The sequence below is a fragment of the Proteus sp. fly-1067 genome, assembly GCF_040139345.1.
Classification (GTDB): domain Bacteria; phylum Pseudomonadota; class Gammaproteobacteria; order Enterobacterales; family Enterobacteriaceae; genus Proteus; species Proteus vulgaris_B.
Genome location: NZ_JBEEUL010000010.1, coordinates 97,325 through 116,318, shown reverse-complemented (window position 1 = coordinate 116,318; position 18,994 = coordinate 97,325). Strand labels below are relative to the sequence as shown.

Genomic DNA, 18,994 nt, shown 5'->3' with positions numbered 1-18,994 from the left:
AATTACCAAGGAAGAGAAGTATTATTAAAATAAAGCGTTAGTATGCCGTTTTGATAATCCATTGGTATCACTAGAATGGAAAGGATAACAAAAAGAGCAATGATAACGATAGTGGTCGCGTTGCGACGAAAAGGGCGCGCTTTGTTCCAACTAACAACATAATCTTGTGGCGATAAACCCAGTAGGTAATGAGGTGCTTTACGTGTGATAACCACTTCGCCATTGATAGACTCTGCATGACCAATTAATAAATACGTTGTGTTTGCTCCTAAGATGTACTCTTTAAAACGTTTATTATTATATTCAAGATCCTGATGAGGCTTGATACCAAGGTGCACAAAAGGAGTATCTTCTGCGAGTACTTGGATTGATCCCGTATCATCGCTCATCGTGAAATTATGGATCTTCTTTTCACAGAGTGTTTGGTGATAGCTTTTTTTGCCTTCTTTGTCTGTGGATATATCATATTCATAATAGAAGTAGCCATAACACTCTTTTTGGCCTAATCGACTACTTAAGATTTTCCCTGCGGTTATCTTACCTTCAATTTCAACAAGCCCAATGGCCAAAGAGCGGATCTTTGATGTTGCTAGAATTTTTTGAAAGCGTAAAAAACGTTTTTCAGGTGTTCTTTTGACGATTTGGTAAACGAACATTAAAACGAAACTTAAAAAGAACAATCTTTGGTCAATAAACAAGCTGAAGCTTAAACTCAACAATAAAAGGCTAATAAATACAGTGTTTATCAGTGCCGAAAATTTAGAGTTTCCTTCATTTTGCAATTGATGATAATTCTTTATCGCTTTTTCACCAATATTAGCAATATGGGTTGAAATGCCATAGGCAAATAGCAAAATAACAGAGAACGCAATACCAGAAATAAGATTAACAACGGAGTCTTCGCCACTAGGATATAAGTTAGTTTCTCGCGAAAAAAACAGGTATTTCCCGGCAGCAAAAGCGATCCCTAAAAAAGGAATAATACTCAAACTGTTCTTCTTTTTTTGAGTACGTTTGCTGCGTAAAAAATAGATTAATACGCCTACAGCACAGCCGATAAAAAAATAAATTAACACTGTAACCTATCCTTAATGCGGTTATTTAAATTGCTGTCATTTAAAATGAATGCCATCAAATTTCATTTCTTCTTTTGGTATTTCTAGCAATTGCATACGTTCAAAGCGGAAAAGGCCAGCAATTAAGCTATCAGGAAACATCTCTATTGCGGTGTTGTAGTTGGTAGTTGCATCATTAAAGCCTTCACGGCGTTGAGCAATTTTATTTTCTACATCACTAACACCCGTTTGAAGTAATGCTAATTGTTCACCTGAAATTAACGTAGGATAATTTTCAGCAAGGGCAATCATGCCACGCAATGCGGTATTCATCTCATTTGATGCGCTGATTTTTTCATTAATATTTTGTGCTTTAAAGTAGCGTTGTCTTGCGTCGCTTAATGCAATAAATACACTTTTTTCGTGCTCCATGGCTTTTTCAGCTACAGCCATTAATTGAGGAATTTGGTCTGCTCGTTGTTTTAAAATAACGTCAATATTCGCAAATTGATTACTGACTTGGTTACGCGTCGAAATAAGACGATTATAAATTGAAATACCCCAACTAATAAAAAGAACGATAAGAACGAGTAAAATAATGGCCATTATTGTCATTGTGATCCCTTCTTTTAATCAATATTTAAGAAATGATAATAGCTAACTCAAAAAGTTATTTTGGTTTTTTAATTAAATTATTAGAGTAACTTAAAGAAAGATGAAGAAATATACAATCAGAAAGGGCGCAAATAGCCTACTCTTTCAAAAGAAAGAGTAAAATACTTGTCATACTTCAAGTTGCAGCGTTGTTGACGCCGTTTACTCGCGCTAGTCACATACTCATGTATGCTCCTAGCGTTTCGTTCACTTGTCGCCTAGCTGCACCTTGAATTATTTAGGACGCAAATAAAATACGATGAATTATTTGGCTTGTTTTTGTAAGAACTTAACCCCTAAATCAGGGAAGTCTGTAAAGACACCTTCAGCGCCTGCTTGGTTATAAATAATGTCGTAAAGCTGGTCACCATCTTTTGCGTATTTAGGAAGTTTATCAATACGAACAGTAAACGGATGAATAGTCAGTTTATTAGCATGGGCATCAGCAGACATACCGGTTAAGGTGATTTTTTCTGGCGTTGAGTTTTCTTCCACTAACATATGGTAATCAGGACCAATTCCATCAGCATAAGTGGCAATCTCTTTCATTGCACCCGGCTTAAACATCCATTCATAGCTGTAGTTTGTCCATGTGCCGTCGGGCTGTTTCTCATAAGTCTCATTCCAGTCGGTATAAGCAATTAACTGAACAAGTTTTAAGTCCATGCCCATTTTTGGCATCAATTCTGTTTTGATGCGTTTTAGGTCGTTAGCATCGAATGATTGCAGATAAACATTATCGGTTTTTTTCGTATAACCGTACTGTTTAAGCACTTCCAGTACTTTAGTGGTAATGTCTTTACCTTCTTGTTCATGGAACCAAGGGGCTTTAATTTCAGGGTAAATACCAATGTCTTGACCCGTAGATTTATTTAAACCCTGAATAAATTCAATTTCTTCTTGGAAGGTATGCACACGAAAATCAGATTTCCCCATCGGGAAACGATTTGGATAACTTTGGACTTTTTTACCGTCAACGATATCGAAGCCTTCGGTAAATTTCAGTCCTTTGATCTCTTCAAGCGTAAAGTCGATAGCATAGTAGCGACCGTCTTTTCTTGCTCTATCAGGGTAACGCTCAGCCACATCTGTTACACGATCAAGATAGTGGTCATGTAAGACAACCAATTCATTATCTTTGGTCATCACCAAGTCTTGTTCTAGATAATCTGCACCTTGCGCATACGCCAATGCTTTAGCAGGTAGAGTATGTTCAGGCAAATAACCACTTGCACCACGGTGAGCGATAACGACTTTATCACTTGCCGCTTGTGCGATTGCACTTAAAGATAGAGTTAAAAGAACGCCTGCAACTAACGGTTTTAGTCTAAAAGATGTACTCATAAAGCTGCTCCATTTTAATTCTACGTACAATAATGTTATGTACAGTTGGCAATAAAAAAGCCACATCAAATAACGGATGTGGCTTGGTTTTTAGAGATGAGATTTAATCAATTTCATAAATAATCAGTTAGCGATTATTCGTACTTCTGAAGCATTTCACGTTTGTGTTTGGTTTCAGTAACCATCACGATAAGTAATAACACAACAGACAGTGCACTACCGCCGATCATGACCATAAAGCCACCATCCCAGCCGAAGTAGTCAACGGTGTAACCTACGATAGCACTCGCTGCAACAGAACCACCTAAGTAACCGAATAGTCCAGTAAAGCCGGCTGCTGTACCTGCTGCTTTTTTCGGTGCAAGCTCAAGGGCATGCAGGCCAATCAACATAACAGGGCCGTAGATTAAGAAACCGATGATTAACATACACGCCATATCAACATTCGGGTTACCCGCTGGGTTCATCCAGAATACGATAGTTGCGATAGTTACTAAGGTCATAAAGAACACACCTGTTGCACCACGGTTACCTTTGAACACTTTATCCGACATCCAACCACACAGCAGTGTGCCCGGAATACCTGCGTATTCGTATAAGAAGTAAGCCCATGATGATTTATCCATTGCAAAGTGTTTTACTTCACGCAGGTAAGTCGGTGACCAGTCCAGCACGCCGTAGCGCAGTAAGTAAACGAACACGTTCGCAATCGCAATCATCCACAGAAGTTTGTTAGGGAACACATACTTCATAAAGATTTCTTTTGCAGTCAGTTCTTGTTCGTCAGTTTCTTTATAATCAGGTGGATAGTCGTTTTTGTACTCTTCAATTGAAGGTAAACCACATGATTGAGGGGTATCGCGCATTAATGCGAATGCAATCATAGCAACTAAGATCGCGGCAAATGCTGGCATATATAACGCTGCTTTCCAGTCGTTAAACCACGCCATACCTAATAAGAACAGTAATGGAGGTAAGCCACCGCCAACGTTATGTGCACAGTTCCAAATCGAAACGATACCGCCACGTTCTTTCTGTGACCACCAGTGCACCATGGTACGTCCACAAGGAGGCCAACCCATACCTTGGAACCAACCACAAAGGAACAACAGAACGAACATTATCATAATGCTCGAAGTTGCCCATGGTACAAAGCCCATAAATAGCATCACTAGAGACGCTAAAATAAGACCTGCTGGTAAGAAATAACGAGGGTTAGCGCGGTCAGAGAATGAGCCCATGATAAACTTAGAGAAACCGTAAGCAATCGAGATCCCTGATAAAGCAAAACCTAGGTCACCTTTAGAAAACCCTTCTTCTACGAGGTAAGGCATTGCTAACGCAAAGTTTTTTCTTACTAAATAATAAGCAGCATAACCGAAGAAAATCCCCATAAAGATCTGCCAACGTAGGCGACGATAGACAGGATCTATCTGCTCTTTTGGCAAACGCGCTTTATGTGGCGCAGGTCTAAACAGACTTAACATATTAGCCTCCGATGGCTTTTATTTTAATATGTTGATATTAAATAATGACAAAACGAACAGTGAAATTATCAAAAAATTTTCTTTAACGAACTTAATAGTAAACTTATACAATCAAATTTACTGTGAGGTATTACTCAGTTGTCGAATAATTTTTCAAGATGTGCAATTTTGAGTGATATGTTAACTTTATCAAATACTTTTTGTTAAATAATTTGTGATTAGTATCACATATGTGGTTTTAATTTTTCACTCGTGAGCGTTTCTCTTTCGTTTTTGCTCATTATCAAACATTAACCACACTTTTTGTGTATCTTATACACTATAATTAACGCTAAAGAATAATTAAGCGTTTGCTGAATGTAATGTGAGAGGGCATCTCTATGATGAGCGGTTCACCAGTGACAGAAACAGATGTCATTATTATTGGCGGAGGAGCAACCGGTGCAGGCATGGCAAGAGACTGTGCACGCCGTGGATTACGTTGCGTTCTGCTAGAAAGACACGATATTGCAACCGGTGCAACCGGTCGAAATCATGGGTTGTTACACAGTGGTGCGCGTTATGCAGTAACCGATCCTGAGTCAGCGCGTGAGTGTATTGAAGAGAATATGATCTTAAAACGGGTCGCTCGTCATTGTGTAGAAAAGACGGATGGCCTTTTTATTACCCTACCTGAAGATTCTTTAGAGTTTCAACAGACTTTTATTCAATCTTGCCAAGCAGCAGGTATTGATGCTCAAGCGATTTCACCCGAAGAAGCTATTCGCTTAGAGCCTTCTGTTAACCCGAATTTAATCGGTGCAGTTAAAGTACCTGATGGCACAGTCGATCCTTTTCGTTTAACCGCGGCAAATATGTTAGATGCTCGCGAACATGGCGCACAAGTCCTGACTTATCATGAAGTCGTTGGTCTTATTCGTGAAGGTGACCGTGTTAAAGGTGTCAAAGTTTACGATCATCAAACGAAAAGAATGTATGAAATTCGCGCACAAATTGTGGCGAATGCTGGCGGTATTTGGGGACAAAAAATTGCTGAATACGGTGAATTAAAAGTTCGAATGTTCCCAGCAAAAGGTGCATTACTGATTTTAGGTCATCGCATTAACAATATGGTGATCAATCGTTGTCGTAAACCTGCAGATGCCGATATTTTAGTACCTGGCGATACGATTTCATTAATTGGTACAACTTCAACACGCGTACCTTACGATGAAATTGACAATATGTATGTCACCCCTGAAGAAGTCGATATTCTTATTCGTGAAGGTTCAATGTTAGCGCCAAAACTGGCTCAAACTCGAATTCTACGTGCTTATGCTGGTGTACGTCCTTTAGTGGCAAGTGATGATGATCCATCAGGCCGTAATGTTAGCCGTGGTATTGTTTTACTCGACCATGCGCAACGTGATGGATTAGAGGGCTTTATTACCATTACGGGCGGTAAATTAATGACTTACCGTTTAATGGCCGAATGGGCGACAGATAAAATATGTGAGAAATTAAATGTCTCTGCGAAATGTACCACTGCAGAAGAGGCATTACCTGGCTCTCGCCAATCTGCGGAGCAAGCATTACGTAGCGTTGTTTCATTACCTGCACCAATTCGTGGTTCAGCGGTTTATCGCCATGGTGATTTAGCGAATAAATTACTGAGCAATGAACGTATTGATAAAAGCTTAGTATGCGAATGTGAAGCGGTAACAGCGGCCGAAGTTCGCTATGCGGTTAACTCTTTAACAGTTAATAACTTACTTGATTTGCGTCGTCGTACTCGTGTGGGTATGGGAACTTGCCAAGGTGAACTTTGTGCTTGTCGTGCCGCTGGATTATTAAACCGTTTACAAGTTACTACTCCTCACGAATCAGAGCAGCAACTTGCTCATTTCTTGAATGAGCGTTGGAAAGGTATTCGACCAATTGCTTGGGGCAATGCATTACGTGAAAGTGAGTTTACCAGTTGGGTTTATCAAGGTTTATGTGGTTTAGATGCAGATATGATTGAAAAAACAGCTTCAGCGGAGGCAGATAATGAAATTTGACGTCATCATTATAGGTAGCGGACTGGCAGGGTTAACTGCGGGTATTCGTCTTGCCGAAGCCGGTAAGTCTTGTGCAATCATTAGTAATGGTCAAAGTGCGTTGCATTTTTCATCAGGTTCACTGGATTTATTAACTCATCTTCCTGATGGAACAGCGGTGACTCAGCCTAAAAAAGCTCTGGCAACGTTAGCAGAGTTAGCGCCAAAACACCCTTATAGCCGTATTGGTGAAATTCAAGTTTCAACTTTAATTGAACAAGCTCAGGCATTGTTGGCAAGTACAAGTGGTCTTGAGTATCAAGGTAGTGGTGATGAAAACCATTATCGTATTACGCCAGTAGGGCGCTCTCGTATGAGTTGGATGAGTCCAAAGCGAGTTCCTATTCATGGTATTGATAAAGCATTACCATGGAAAAAGTTGGCCGTGGTAGGAATTGAAGGTTTCTTAGATTTTCAACCTCAATTTGCAAGCAATACGCTTAATGAGCAAGGTGTTGAAGCAATTCCTTATCATATCCACTTACCGTTATTAGATAGATTGCGTGATAATCCAAGTGAATTTAGAGCAGTTAATATTGCGCGTTATTTAGATAAACCTGAAAACACACAAGCGTTAGCTGACGAACTGAAAAAGCATGTTGACGACAGTGCTGAGGCGATTATTTTACCTGCATGTATTGGGCTTGATGCTGAAGAGCCTGTGACATTACTGCAACAGTTAGTAGGTAAACCGATTTGTCTATTACCAACATTGCCACCTTCTCTATTAGGAATTCGTCTACATCAAGCATTAAAACTGCGTTTTCAAAAAGCGGGCGGTTTAATTATGCCAGGTGATCGCGCAGAGGAAGTTGACTTAGTGGGTAACACTGTTACAGGCGTTCACACTAGAAATCACACTGATATTCCTATTCGTAGTGAGCATGTGGTATTAGCAACGGGTAGTTTTTTCAATAATGGCTTAATTGCCGAGTTCGATCGTGTTTATGAGCCTTTAATGGAGCTGGATTTGTTAGAGGTATTACCTCGTAATGAGTGGACGCAAGAGAATGTCTTTGCGAAACAGCCCTATATGCGCTTTGGTGTTAATACCGATAGCCAATTAAGGCCCATGAAATATGGTGAAGTATTAGACAATGTCTATGCTGTGGGTGCTGTGTTAGGTGGATTTGATCCGCTAAATGAAGGTTGTGGTGCTGGTGTTTCAATGATTAGTGCTCTTTATGCCGCGCAACAAATTTTACAGCATCATAAATCAGAACAGACCACATCTGCGGTTGTGGAGGCAGCACAATGAGTTTACAAGATAACAGTTTTGAAGCTTGCATTAAGTGTACAGTTTGTACCACTTACTGCCCAGTTGCAAAAGTAAATCCACTTTATCCGGGTCCTAAACAAGCAGGTCCTGATGGTGAGCGTTTACGCTTAAAAGATCCAATGCTTTATGATGAAGCATTGAAATATTGCACTAACTGTAAGCGTTGTGAAGTCGCATGTCCGTCAGATGTAAAAATTGGTGATATCATTTCGCGAGCGAAACTGAACTACAATACCAAAACACCTAAAATTCGTGATGCTATTTTAAGTCATACGGATTTAATGGGAACATTATCCACGCCAATGGCGCCGATAGTAAATACTATTACCGGATTAAAACCAGTTCGTAAAATCTTGGATAAAGCGCTTAAAATCGACCATCGTCGTGAATTACCAAAATACTCTTTTGGTACATTTAGAACATGGATGAAAAAACAAGCTGAAGAGCAGGCACGCTTTAAAGATCAAGTTGCTTTCTTCCATGGTTGTTATGCTAACTATAATCACCCACAATTAGGGAAAGATTTAGTTAAAGTATTCAACAAAATGGATATTGGTGTTCAGTTATTAAAACGTGAAAAATGCTGTGGTGTTGCATTAATTGCGAATGGTTTTGTTAAACAAGCCAAAAAACAAGCCGCAGTGAACCTTGAATCTCTGACAGAAAAAATTGTTGAAAACAATATTCCTGTTGTTGCAACATCATCAACCTGTACTTTCACTATTCGTGATGAGTATGAACATATCCTTGATGTTGATACATCAAAAGTACGTGAAAATATCGAATTAGCGACACGTTATATTTATCGCTTACTGGAAGATGGCCGTGAATTACCACTGAAACATACCCCGTTAAAAGTGGCATATCACACTCCTTGCCATATGGAAAAAATGGGATGGACGGCATATTCCATTGATTTAATTAAACGTATCCCTGGTGTTGAGGTGATTGTTCTTGATTCTCAATGCTGTGGTATCGCCGGAACTTATGGTTTTAAATCTGAAAACTACGATGTTGCTCAAGGCATTGGGGCGGGCTTATTCCGTCAAATTGAAGAGAGTGGATGTGATCTCGTTATTACAGACTGCGAAACCTGTAAATGGCAAATTGAGATGTCAACAACGAAAAAATGTGAGCACCCCATTAGTTTATTGGCAAGAGCATTATAAGTATTGCCTATCCGATAATAAAAAAGTAATTGATTACTAAGATAACAAGCAGCTAGGGAGTAAAAGAGGATCTTTTATTCCCTTTTTTTATTTTTAATAAAAAAACATGTGAAAAATAAGAAAATAAGAAAATAAGAAAATAAGAAAATAAGGAAATAAGGAAATTAAATAACCTGATATTGTGGAGCACAGGTTATTTAAATACTTTTATTTTTTAATGAGAGATATAGGTATTTTGGTAAAGCCAAATATTTTGGACTTTTTTAAGTGTGATATTTTGCCCATTAGTCAGCGATAATGCCTGTTTTCCGGCCTCATTAATAATGGGGATATCTAATGCATTTGCTAATAAAGTTGTGTTAGATAGTGGATTCCCATGGCTCAATAAAATTCCTTTAATTCTATGGGTATCAAAAGCAATTAATGTTGATGGATGAAGTTGTTTTGTCACTAGAATAGCATTTGGATAGGGAGGATGCGTGATTGGAGGAGGAGCAGAAGTTAAATAGCGTAGTAATCGAGATAAAATATCATCTAAATCACTTTCACGAGCACGCATATTATCATCATCCATTTGCGCATAAGTATCTATTAAATCAATAAATGTCTGTTGTAGGGCAAACTCAGCATTACAGTGATGTTTACTTATCATGCTACACACTGTTAGTTGTAATTCTGCATTTTCTAATAAGAAACGATGACTAGAAAAAATATGAGTATATTGCTCGCCAATCTTGCGATAGGTTTCTTCGGTTAACCAGTCTATATCCTTTTTGGAGCGCTCAATGGCTTTTACGAGACGTTTTTGCTCTTCAAGTAATAAGTGAGCGGATATTTCTTTACGAGGGATCACGAAACGATGATAAGGGTATAGCCAAACAGGTGCGGTTATAGTTCTGACAGGTTCGTAATTAGTATTTTTGGGGTGAATGTTAAAGTTAGGGAGATTTTCCCCTAATTGAAGTTTCTTTATCGTAATGGTTTTATGTGCTGCTTTTTCCGCTTCTTCAAGAGAAGCACCGAGCGCAATGCTATTGGCTGCCGCTAGTGTTCCCTCAACAATAGGGGCAGAGCTTAATGCGACGTTAGCTGCAATGGTATGCTCGAGATTCGCGATTGCAAGTGCGGCATTTTGCGCTGAATGATAAGTATCAAGTAAAACAAGTACACCTTGTTTGCTATAACACTTTTTGATTGCTGTGAGTATAGTTTCTGGAGATACTTCATTTGTGAGATCTAAAGGTGTTTGATAATTGGTCGCAATGGCAATTTTTACTTGGCGATCTACAGTCTGATTAACGAGTTCTTTAATACCATTGGCAAGCGTAAGGCTCTTTGAAACTAATACGATACTGACCATAAAGCACCCTTTTTTGTAAATGCAAACAGGGAGATAAACACTCCCTGTTTACTCAGGCTTTAATAAAGCCATTCCCGTCCTAATTGGTCGGCAGTTAAAATTGCGGCGTAAACTTTATCTGAATCAACATCAAATGGCATGTTGTAAATTGTCTCACCTTCAGCACAACTTAACTCAGCCACGGCCATGATTTTTTCATTCAGCTCATCACCTGTGGCATTGATACCTAATTCTTCTAAGGTGACAGGCAATCCCACTAAAATACAGAAGTCGAGGAATTCTTCTAACTCTTCTAATGAGCTATTTTCTAACACTAATTGCACTAATGTACCAAAGGCAACTTTTTCGCCATGATACATATGGTGACACTCTTCTAGCGCAGTAAATCCATTATGAATAGCATGAGCAGCAGCAAGGCCTGCACTTTCAAAACCAATACCACTTAAGAAGGTATTAGCTTCGATAATATTTTCGACTGCCGTTGTACAAACACCTCGGCTTACTGCAAGTTTTGCTTTATAGCCATCTTCTAAAAGAGTGTTATAGCAAAGTTCAGCTAAAGCAAGCGCTGCAAGTGTTGATTTACCACCTGCCATGGTTTGTTTTTGTGCGTTGCTACAGGCTCTTGCTTCAAAGTAAGTTGCTAAAGCATCACCCATACCTGCAACTAATAAACGGGCAGGCGCAGAAGCGATAACATTGGTATCCATAACAACCACATCAGGGTTGGTTGGGTAAAATAGATAGCTATCGAATGCACCGAGCTCTGTATAAATGACAGAAAGGGCACTGGTTGGTGCATCAGTGGAGGCAATGGTAGGGGATATCACGACAGGGAGCTGGCATTTATAAGCAACAGCTTTGGCGGTATCGAGTGTTTTACCACCACCAACGCCGATGATCACAAGCGATGCTTGGGCTTTTGCGAGTTCGGATAAACGATTAATTTCGTTATGTGTACACTCACCATTAAACAGTTCAAAATGCCCATTCACTTCATATTGAGACATACTGTCTTTAACGGTACTGCCGACTAATTCCATGACAAATTTATCAGCAATAATCAATGCTCTATTGCCAAAAGGCTTCGCGTACTTACCAATATGAAATAACGCATCAGGCCCTTGAATATATTTAGCGGGGGATTGAATAACTTTTAACATAATAGACTCCTACTGTTTATTGGTGAAACGAGCGAAAATCTGTATGTGATGTATTAATGTGTGAGTGACAATAATACTCTTATTGTCTCTCCATCATACTTGATATGCTGTGATATTAATTAAGAATATAAATATTTTAATAAAAATAGTACGTTCATTGAAAAATAGGCTTTTTTTGTATGAAAAATTATTTTAAATAAAAAATAATATTGGCGTATTCGTCAATATTATTAGAAGGTCTTATGAATCAAATAAAAGCTCTAGGGCATGGTGCTCCATTTTTTGCACATTTAAAGAAATTAACGATAGTTGAGAGTGAGAGTAAATCTAGATTTATCTCAATGTCTGTTTCAACAGGTTTGATGGACGATTATGTTAAAGAAATAAATAAACATATTTCTGCGGTATCTAATACTTCAACCATGTTAATACTGCAATCTTGTTATAGTGCAATGGGAGGGCGATGTTCCAGTGCGCAATATATGGCAAATAGATTGAATATAAAAGTCGCTGGATTTAATGGTAAAACAAATGAAACAGGAAATATGACATTAACCAGTGACTGTAAAAAGAAAGTATTCACACCTCAAACATCATCGTTAGCAAAAGCTATTACATCAATTGGTTACCATATAGGATATAAGTGCATAAAAATATTGATGACATTTAAAAAAACAACAAATTGATGATTTATTTATTCTCTCATTCTCAATAGAGAGAATGAGAGAATTTATTAGTGAACTTCCACGTAATCTTGTTTTTTATTTTCTTGTGCGAAAAAGTGACGCAAAATAAAATTCAACAAAACACCATATGCAGGCAAGAAGAACAGCATACAAATGGTCAATTTAAACACATAGTCAACCAATGCAATTTCTACCCAATTCGCCGCCATAAATGCGTCTGTACTACGGTAAAAGGCAATAAAGAAGAAGGCGAGTGTGTCGAGTAAATTACCAAAGAACATCGCTGCACTTGGTGCTACCCACCATTTTTGTTGTTGTCTTAAACGATTAAAGACAGACACATCCATTATTTGACCTAGCACATAAGCCATAAAGCTTGCTGTTGCGATCCTTGCCACCATGATGTTGAAATCAGTGAGTGAGGCAAAGCCTTGCCAACTTCCTTGGAAAAAGAGCGTTGAGATCAGGTAAGAAATCGCTAATGCAGGGAGCATAACAGCGGTAATAATGCGTCTGGCAAGTGGTGCGCCATAAATACGAACCGTTAAATCTGTTGCCAGAAAAATAAACGGAAAAGTAAAGGCACCCCAAGTGGTATGGAAACCAAAAATGGAGATAGGTAACTGCACAAGATAGTTACTGGATGTAATTATCAGGATGTGGAACAAAGAAAGCCATAATAGCGCCACCGCTTTTTGGCGGGGAGTAAACGTATACATAAATTGTACCTTTTTAGTGATTGGGGTGAGGGAACCCAATAAAACAGTGATTTATCTCTTCAATGAGAGGATGCGCATAATACGCCTGTTGCGCAACAAAAGCAAAGGTTAGAGGGAATACCTTTGTGCTTAATGTGCCGTGATGTGAACACGAAAGAGAGATATAATAATGGCATCTGTCAGTGTAAGAAAAATGGTTAATAGAATGAATGCTCAATTTGACGATGCAACTAAAACATTAGATACGCTAGGCCTACGTTGCCCTGAGCCAGTAATGTTAGTGCGTAAAACCATAAGAAATATGGCATTAGGTGAGACACTTTTAGTGATTGCGGATGATCCTGCCACAGTGCGTGATATTCCCGGCTTTTGCCGTTTTATGGAACATGATTTATTAAATCAAGAGACTGAATCTGCACCTTATCGCTATTTGATCCGTAAAAAAGAGAGCAATCTGTAATTTATGCTGTAAATATTGCTTATCTTTGCGCTAAAAAATAACCCAAACCCCAGATTAACTGAGGTTTGGGTTTTGTTATTTTAGCGTGCTTACTCTTTATGTGAGGCGTTAATTTTGACTCTTAACAGTCTTACTGCATTGGCAGTAACCAGTGCTGTTGCGCCGGAGTCAGCAAGAACTGCAACCCAAAGCCCAGTTATACCTAATAAGCTGGTCACTAAGAATATGGCTTTTAAGCCCAGTGCTATTGTAATATTTTCACGAATAATTTTACGAGTAGCACGAGATAGCTTAATAATTTCAGGCAAGCCCGTTAAACGGTTATGCGTCAAGGCAGCATCAGCAGTTTCAAGCGCAACGTCAGTACCGCTTCCCATTGCAACACCAATGGTTGCCGCCTTCATTGCTGGTGCGTCATTGATACCATCGCCCACCATCATGGTGTTATGTGTTTTGCTGATTTCCATTACTGAAGTGACTTTATCTTCAGGTAGTAATCCTGCTCGGAAATCCATACCTAGTTTTTTCGCAATAGCCGCGGCTGCTCTTGGATTATCACCCGTTAGCATTACGGCATTGATATTCATCTCTTTCAATAACTTCATTGATTCGACAGCATCATTGCGTAAGGTATCTTGCATAGCAATAACACCAATAAGCTGACTCTCTTTTAATACGACAACAACGGTTTTGCCTTCGTCTTCAAGACGCGCAACTTCTTGTTGCCACTGAGAAGAGAGTGACGTGGCTTCTGATAACTGCGAAGGCGCACTCACTAGAATATGTTGGCTATTTAAATAACCTTCAATTCCTTTGCCCGCTAAAGCTTTGCGATCTTCAGCTTCAACAACAAGTACACCGTTTTCTTGCGCCTTATTGATAATAGCTTTTGCTAATGGGTGATGAGAGCCAATTTCTACGGATGATGCAAAAGTTAGGATATCTTTTTCATTAAATCCGGTTTCAGCCACAACATCAGTAACTTGAGGTTTCCCTTCTGTTAATGTGCCAGTTTTATCTAGTGCGACAGTATTAACTGTACCTAATTGTTCTAATGCTGCGCCACCTTTGATCAGTGCTCCGCGCTTAGTTGCTGCCGCTAATGCTGAAGTAATTGCTGCGGGTGTTGAGATAACTAAAGCACAAGGACAACCAATCAGTAATAGCGTTAAGCCGCGATAAATCCATGTTTCCCAAGGTTGTGAGAACAACAGTGGTGGAACAATAATAACCAGCGCAGAGAACAGCATAATCGCAGGTGTATAGTAACGGCTAAAGCGGTCAATAAAGCGTTCAATTGGAGCTCTGCGCTCTTCAGCTTCTTCAATCAATTGCAAAATACGGTCGATAGCATTTTGCCCTTGTTCAGAGACCACTTTCATTTGGACTGATCTATCAACAGATAAACAACCAGCAGCCACTTTTTCGCCTTGTAAACGCTCTACTGGTACGGATTCACCCGTTAATGCACTTTCATCAAAACTTGCAAATGGACTGACTAATTCTGCATCCGTTGGCAACCGAGAACCTGGGGCAATTTCGATAATATCGCCAGGGCGAAGTTGCGCAACAGGAACTGTTTGTTTTTTGCCGTCTTTGACTAATGTTGCTTCTTCTGGCACTAGTGCCATTAATGCACTTACACCACGACGAGCACGGCCTGCAGCGTAAGACTCTAACATTTCGCCAATCATAAACAGCAAAATAACCATTGCTGCTTCTTCGGTAGCATTAATAAATAGTGCACCAATTGCAGCAACGCTCATTAATGTTTCGATAGCAAATGGTGTGCCACTGCGAATAAGTTGTAAGGACTTTTTCACAATGGGGAATAAACCAATTAAGGTTGTTGCAATAAAGGCTGCGCGACCTGCTTGAGGATCAATAAATTCAGTACCCCAGCTAATCACCATTAAAAGTGCCAAGACAATGACAAATGAACTTTCTTTTAAGAAGCTTTGTTTAGCGACTTTTTGAGATTGGGGTGAGGAGAGGTCAAAAAGCTCAAAGCCTGCACTGTTAATTGCAGCAATGACATCAGCACGTAAATCACTATCCGCATCAACAACCAGTTTTTCAGTGGCAAAAAGCACTTTTGCTTGTTTTACGCCTGTGACTTTGAGTGCCGCGGTTTCAATTTTTTGAGCGCAACTTGGGCAATCCATTCCTTGTACTTTCCAGCTAAAGCGTTGTTGTGCAACTTTTTCTGGCTCAATGTTAGAAACAGGGGCGTTGATATCACAGCTTCCATGAGCATGGTTATGCCCATTATGGCTATGATCATGTTCGTGGGAGTGCCCGTGGTGATGCTCATCCTCGCATTCAGGATCACTTTTATCTATCTTGGTATGAGAATGCCCGCTTTCAGTATGTGAGTGCGTACTATTCTCTGAGTGGCCTGAACAGCATTGAGAACTTGAGCAACAAGCATCGGTATGTTTATGATTATCGTGTTGATGAGCATGTTTAGTCATAACTGGCTCTCCTTGTTCAACGAAGTAAAGTTCTAAAGACATTTATTTGATAAGTACTTTACAGCTTGGAGTAGAGTCCAGAGTCAAGGTATGTGACAGAAAATAATTGGCAAAAAGTGCGAATTAAATTAGAAATCTAACCCCTTGATTTAAAGATTTAAATCAAGGGGTTGATGAAAACTAAAGGAATAAGGCTCTAACAATAAAGAAATGCCCAATAAAATAACAGGCACTGACAAGCCCTTTAGAAGCCGAAAATGAGAAGCGGAAGCGGTTGATTAGCCATATTGAGTAAGCAATCACTAACAATAATGAACCTATCATCACTGATAAGTTGTAATCATTGCTTAAGTAGAAAAATTTTTCACCAGCAATCCAAAACATAGCAAATGCAGCTAATAAAGTTAGAGAGGCTGGAATGGCTAATTTATCGAGCTTAGTCCAAACAATAGCTAGAATGATAATGAAAGCAAGAATAACGAATCCAAGTAAAGGAAGATAAAACGAGAGCTGTAATGGTAGTAAAAAACTCACCATATAAAGTATGTAGCTTAGAAAAATCAATGCGAAAGACGGTAGTAAATACTTACCATCAAATATTCTTAGGACATCAGAAAGTAGTGTTGCTAATAACGCACCGACAATCAGGTAACTATTAATATTGTGTTCAGGAACTTGCCATGCCCAAAGTAATAAAAGAAGTAACGTGATAGGACGGAATAACCATCGTTGCCAATTCGGCCCACGATATGCTGCATCAATATAAAGCCATCCTGAGAATAATACTGCGAGAAAAGGCCAACTCATAATATCTTCCTTATATTCAGAACTGTTTTATTATTCATAACAGAAAGCTTAATTTAAGAATAGCGGTTAATGACGAAACTGACAGACTTATTAAAATAATATAAAGCACACTGCTTTTTAATCTATATAACGATAGGAATTAATGTAATGAATAAAGCAGCGATTATCGGTATTGCAGTACTGATCATTATTATCGCATCGGCAACTTATCGTTTTTTTGAACAGCGAAAACAACGAATAAGTGACGATAACTCACCTGTAAAACTTTATATGGTTGAAGTCATTGATAAAAAAGAAATTGCGGCAAATGAACGACGCTCAAGAGAAAATGACGTGAATGGCCCAGAAACAACTTATTATTATCAAGTGACCTTTCGTTTAACCACTGATGAACGTAAAGATTTGGTCTTGAATATTGATAAATCATCTTATCAAAATATCGAACCTGAAATGAAAGGACGTTTGTTTATGCAGGGCAGTCGTTTTGTACAATTTGAAACAGATATGCCAATCGATGAGCAAAATAATAAATAAGCGAAAGTGTTTATAAGATTGGCAACCTCTGGGGTTGATGGGTAACCCCAGATAATTGCGAGGATATACGAAGATGACAGTTATTGTTTCGTTTTATTTTTCTGTTTTTCTTCGTATTCTTTTCGTAGCTCTTTTTGTATTTTTAATAATTCAAAAATACCAAAGAAGAAAATACGAAATTGTAATCCAGTGGAAGGTTTTTGATCTTTAGGCTGACCTGCTTTATACATGACAATTTGTAAACCATGCATAATTACCATAAAAATCAATGCAATATCCATAAAGTATTTTAATGGCTTAGGAAAAGGGGAAATAATATTTAAAAATAGAAAGCCCCAAACGCCGACCATTAAAAGTCGGCCAAAAAAGATTAACATAACAACTCCATAAAAAATTAAGCAGATAAACTGCGAATATAGAGGCGATACGCAACTTGTCCAGCGATCTTCTCTCTATGCAATGTCCAATTGATTGGCAGTGTATAAGTCTGTGCTTTAACTTCTTCCTCAATATAAATATAGCAATCTTGTGCTAACCAACCGTTATTTTCTAATAATTGGACAGTGTCAGACAACATGCCTTTATGAAAAGGAGGATCTAAAAAAACCACATTATAAGGCGTGCCTTGTTTTGCGAGAAAGGATAATGCGCTGTCTTGAATAACATGTCCATTATCAGCATTTAGTAAGGCTAAATTTGCAGTAATTTGTTGAGCAACAGGGCGCTCATATTCGATAAAAGTCGTTTCACGAGCATAGCGAGAAAGGGCCTCAATTCCCAAGCCACCACTACCTGCAAAGCAGTCGAGACAGCGAGCATCTTGGATGATGGGCATAAGCCAATTAAAGAGCGTTTCTTTCACTCTATCGGTTGTTGGTCGTAATCCTTGACTATCGAGAACAGGAAGTTTACGACCACGCCATTTACCCCCAATTATTCTAATTTGTCCCATTGGGGCTTTTTGTGGTTTTTTGGCCATATTATTTTGATTTATATCGTTTAAACGTGATTTCTGGAGTGTCTTTTTGAATAAGGGATATGTGTCTATTGATATCTTGATGACTTCCCTTGATTTAATCCGGAATAATTTACCATAAAATTCGTATAAAAGATGCGTTTATCCATGATCAAATGATAGACTTCATTATTATTTTCAATATCGTCAATGTAATCGCGCCATGATTTAGTGCGAGGAGTTTAGTAGCTAATGGCAAAAGAAAAAAAAGGTTTTTTCTCGTGGCTCGGTTTTGGGCGTAACAAAGAAGAAAATATTGAGCAAGAGAAAGAACAGCAACGCTTAGAAGAAGAGCGTTTAGAAAAAGAACGTTTGGCAAAAGAAGCACAAGAAGAAGCTGTTCGCCAAGCAGAACTAAAAGCGGAGCAAGAACGTTTAGAAGTAGAGCGCCAAGAAGCGCAACGTGTTGTGCAAGATAGATTGGCACAGGAAGCCGAAAAACAACGTTTAGCACAAGAAAAAGCACAACGCCAAGCAGAAATAGATGCAGAACAAGTGCGTCTAGAAGCTGAGCATGCAGAACAAGCACGTCTGGTTCAAGAGGCACAAGCTCAACGCCTTGCGCAAGAAGAAGCCCAGCGCCAAGCAGAGCTGAAAGCAGAGCTGAAAGCAGAGCAAGAGTGTTTAGAAGCACAACGTATCGAACAAGAGCGTCTAGCTCAAGAAGCTGAAACTCAACGCCTTGCGCAAGAAGAAGCCCAGCGCCAAGC

The 18,994-nt window shown here is 39.0% G+C and carries 17 protein-coding genes and 1 pseudogene; 7 read left to right on the top strand and 11 right to left on the bottom strand.

The features are described from left to right. Positions 1–2: 2 nt before the first annotated feature. The 4 genes from ABN217_RS13985 to glpT all read right to left on the bottom strand — a co-directional run bounded on the left by ABN217_RS13985 (position 3) and on the right by glpT (position 4,540). Positions 3–1,076, bottom strand: a complete 1,074-nt coding sequence (locus ABN217_RS13985) for a hypothetical protein (protein ID WP_340894948.1) — start codon at positions 1,074–1,076, stop codon at positions 3–5. A 36-nt stretch (positions 1,077–1,112) separates the two neighbouring features. Beyond that, positions 1,113–1,670 carry a LemA family protein gene (locus ABN217_RS13980; protein ID WP_349459535.1) on the bottom strand — a complete coding sequence of 186 codons (558 nt, stop codon included), beginning with the start codon at positions 1,668–1,670 and terminating at the stop codon, positions 1,113–1,115. A 303-nt stretch (positions 1,671–1,973) separates the two neighbouring features. Next, on the bottom strand, positions 1,974–3,053 hold the full coding sequence (gene glpQ / locus ABN217_RS13975; protein ID WP_072069825.1) for a glycerophosphodiester phosphodiesterase: 1,080 nt from the start codon (positions 3,051–3,053) through the stop codon (positions 1,974–1,976). A gap of 134 nt (positions 3,054–3,187) precedes the next feature. Further along, entirely contained in the window at positions 3,188–4,540 is a 1,353-nt protein-coding gene (glpT, locus tag ABN217_RS13970) for a glycerol-3-phosphate transporter (protein ID WP_349439272.1), read from the bottom strand. Between the two features lie 380 nt (positions 4,541–4,920). On the opposite strand from glpT, the gene glpA reads away from it, so the two are divergent. From glpA to glpC, 3 genes are read left to right on the top strand one after another with little or no spacing between them, the layout of a single operon-like run. Beyond that, the gene (glpA, locus tag ABN217_RS13965; RefSeq protein ID WP_176694719.1) at positions 4,921–6,579 is read left to right on the top strand and encodes an anaerobic glycerol-3-phosphate dehydrogenase subunit A; all 1,659 of its coding nucleotides are present in this window, start codon (positions 4,921–4,923) and stop codon (positions 6,577–6,579) included. Further along, positions 6,569–7,876: a glycerol-3-phosphate dehydrogenase subunit GlpB gene (gene glpB, locus ABN217_RS13960; protein ID WP_196554875.1), complete on the top strand. Its 1,308-nt coding sequence runs from the start codon at positions 6,569–6,571 to the stop codon at positions 7,874–7,876. Before glpA ends, glpB begins: the two co-directional genes overlap by 11 nt. Then, positions 7,873–9,066, top strand: coding sequence for an anaerobic glycerol-3-phosphate dehydrogenase subunit GlpC (gene glpC / locus ABN217_RS13955; protein WP_349439271.1), 1,194 nt, complete (start codon positions 7,873–7,875; stop codon positions 9,064–9,066). The genes glpB and glpC overlap by 4 nt, the downstream gene beginning before the upstream one ends. 214 nt (positions 9,067–9,280) lie before the next feature. Here glpC and ABN217_RS13950 read toward each other — a convergent pair whose 3' ends face one another. Then, positions 9,281–10,426: a phosphoenolpyruvate-utilizing N-terminal domain-containing protein gene (locus ABN217_RS13950; protein ID WP_349459534.1), complete on the bottom strand. Its 1,146-nt coding sequence runs from the start codon at positions 10,424–10,426 to the stop codon at positions 9,281–9,283. Between the two features lie 59 nt (positions 10,427–10,485). Beyond that, positions 10,486–11,589: a glycerol dehydrogenase gene (locus ABN217_RS13945; protein WP_349459532.1), complete on the bottom strand. Its 1,104-nt coding sequence runs from the start codon at positions 11,587–11,589 to the stop codon at positions 10,486–10,488. 242 nt (positions 11,590–11,831) lie between these two features. Between ABN217_RS13945 and ABN217_RS13940 the strand changes: the two genes are divergently transcribed. Next, entirely contained in the window at positions 11,832–12,275 is a 444-nt protein-coding gene (locus tag ABN217_RS13940) for a hypothetical protein (RefSeq protein WP_196554872.1), read from the top strand. Positions 12,276–12,322: 47 nt separating this feature from the next. Here the strand turns inward: ABN217_RS13940 and ABN217_RS13935 are convergent, their stop codons facing one another. Beyond that, complete coding sequence (locus ABN217_RS13935) at positions 12,323–12,994, bottom strand: 7-cyano-7-deazaguanine/7-aminomethyl-7-deazaguanine transporter (RefSeq protein ID WP_196554871.1); 672 nt, start codon at positions 12,992–12,994, stop codon at positions 12,323–12,325. A 205-nt stretch (positions 12,995–13,199) separates the two neighbouring features. Here ABN217_RS13935 and tusA point away from each other — a divergent pair, with 205 nt between their 5' ends. Continuing rightward, on the top strand, positions 13,200–13,454 hold the full coding sequence (tusA, locus tag ABN217_RS13930) for a sulfurtransferase TusA (protein WP_069368408.1): 255 nt from the start codon (positions 13,200–13,202) through the stop codon (positions 13,452–13,454). Between the two features lie 89 nt (positions 13,455–13,543). Here the strand turns inward: tusA and ABN217_RS13925 are convergent, their stop codons facing one another. After that, the gene (locus tag ABN217_RS13925) at positions 13,544–15,928 is read right to left on the bottom strand and encodes a zinc/cadmium/mercury/lead-transporting ATPase (protein WP_196554870.1); all 2,385 of its coding nucleotides are present in this window, start codon (positions 15,926–15,928) and stop codon (positions 13,544–13,546) included. Between the two features lie 180 nt (positions 15,929–16,108). Further along, entirely contained in the window at positions 16,109–16,735 is a 627-nt protein-coding gene (locus ABN217_RS13920; RefSeq protein ID WP_349439269.1) for a lysoplasmalogenase, read from the bottom strand. 147 nt (positions 16,736–16,882) lie between these two features. Here ABN217_RS13920 and ABN217_RS13915 point away from each other — a divergent pair, with 147 nt between their 5' ends. After that, a complete protein-coding gene (locus ABN217_RS13915; RefSeq protein WP_196554868.1) occupies positions 16,883–17,269 on the top strand; it encodes a DUF2500 family protein in 387 nt (128 codons plus the stop codon). 80 nt (positions 17,270–17,349) lie between these two features. On the opposite strand, the gene ABN217_RS13910 is transcribed toward ABN217_RS13915, so the two are convergent. Next, on the bottom strand, positions 17,350–17,646 hold the full coding sequence (locus ABN217_RS13910; protein ID WP_072069814.1) for a DUF1145 family protein: 297 nt from the start codon (positions 17,644–17,646) through the stop codon (positions 17,350–17,352). 17 nt (positions 17,647–17,663) lie between these two features. Next, complete coding sequence (gene rsmD / locus ABN217_RS13905; protein ID WP_196554867.1) at positions 17,664–18,248, bottom strand: 16S rRNA (guanine(966)-N(2))-methyltransferase; 585 nt, start codon at positions 18,246–18,248, stop codon at positions 17,664–17,666. A gap of 228 nt (positions 18,249–18,476) precedes the next feature. Here rsmD and ABN217_RS13900 point away from each other — a divergent pair. Further along, positions 18,477–18,994, top strand: a pseudogene (locus ABN217_RS13900) (signal recognition particle-docking protein FtsY); the annotation flags it as partial.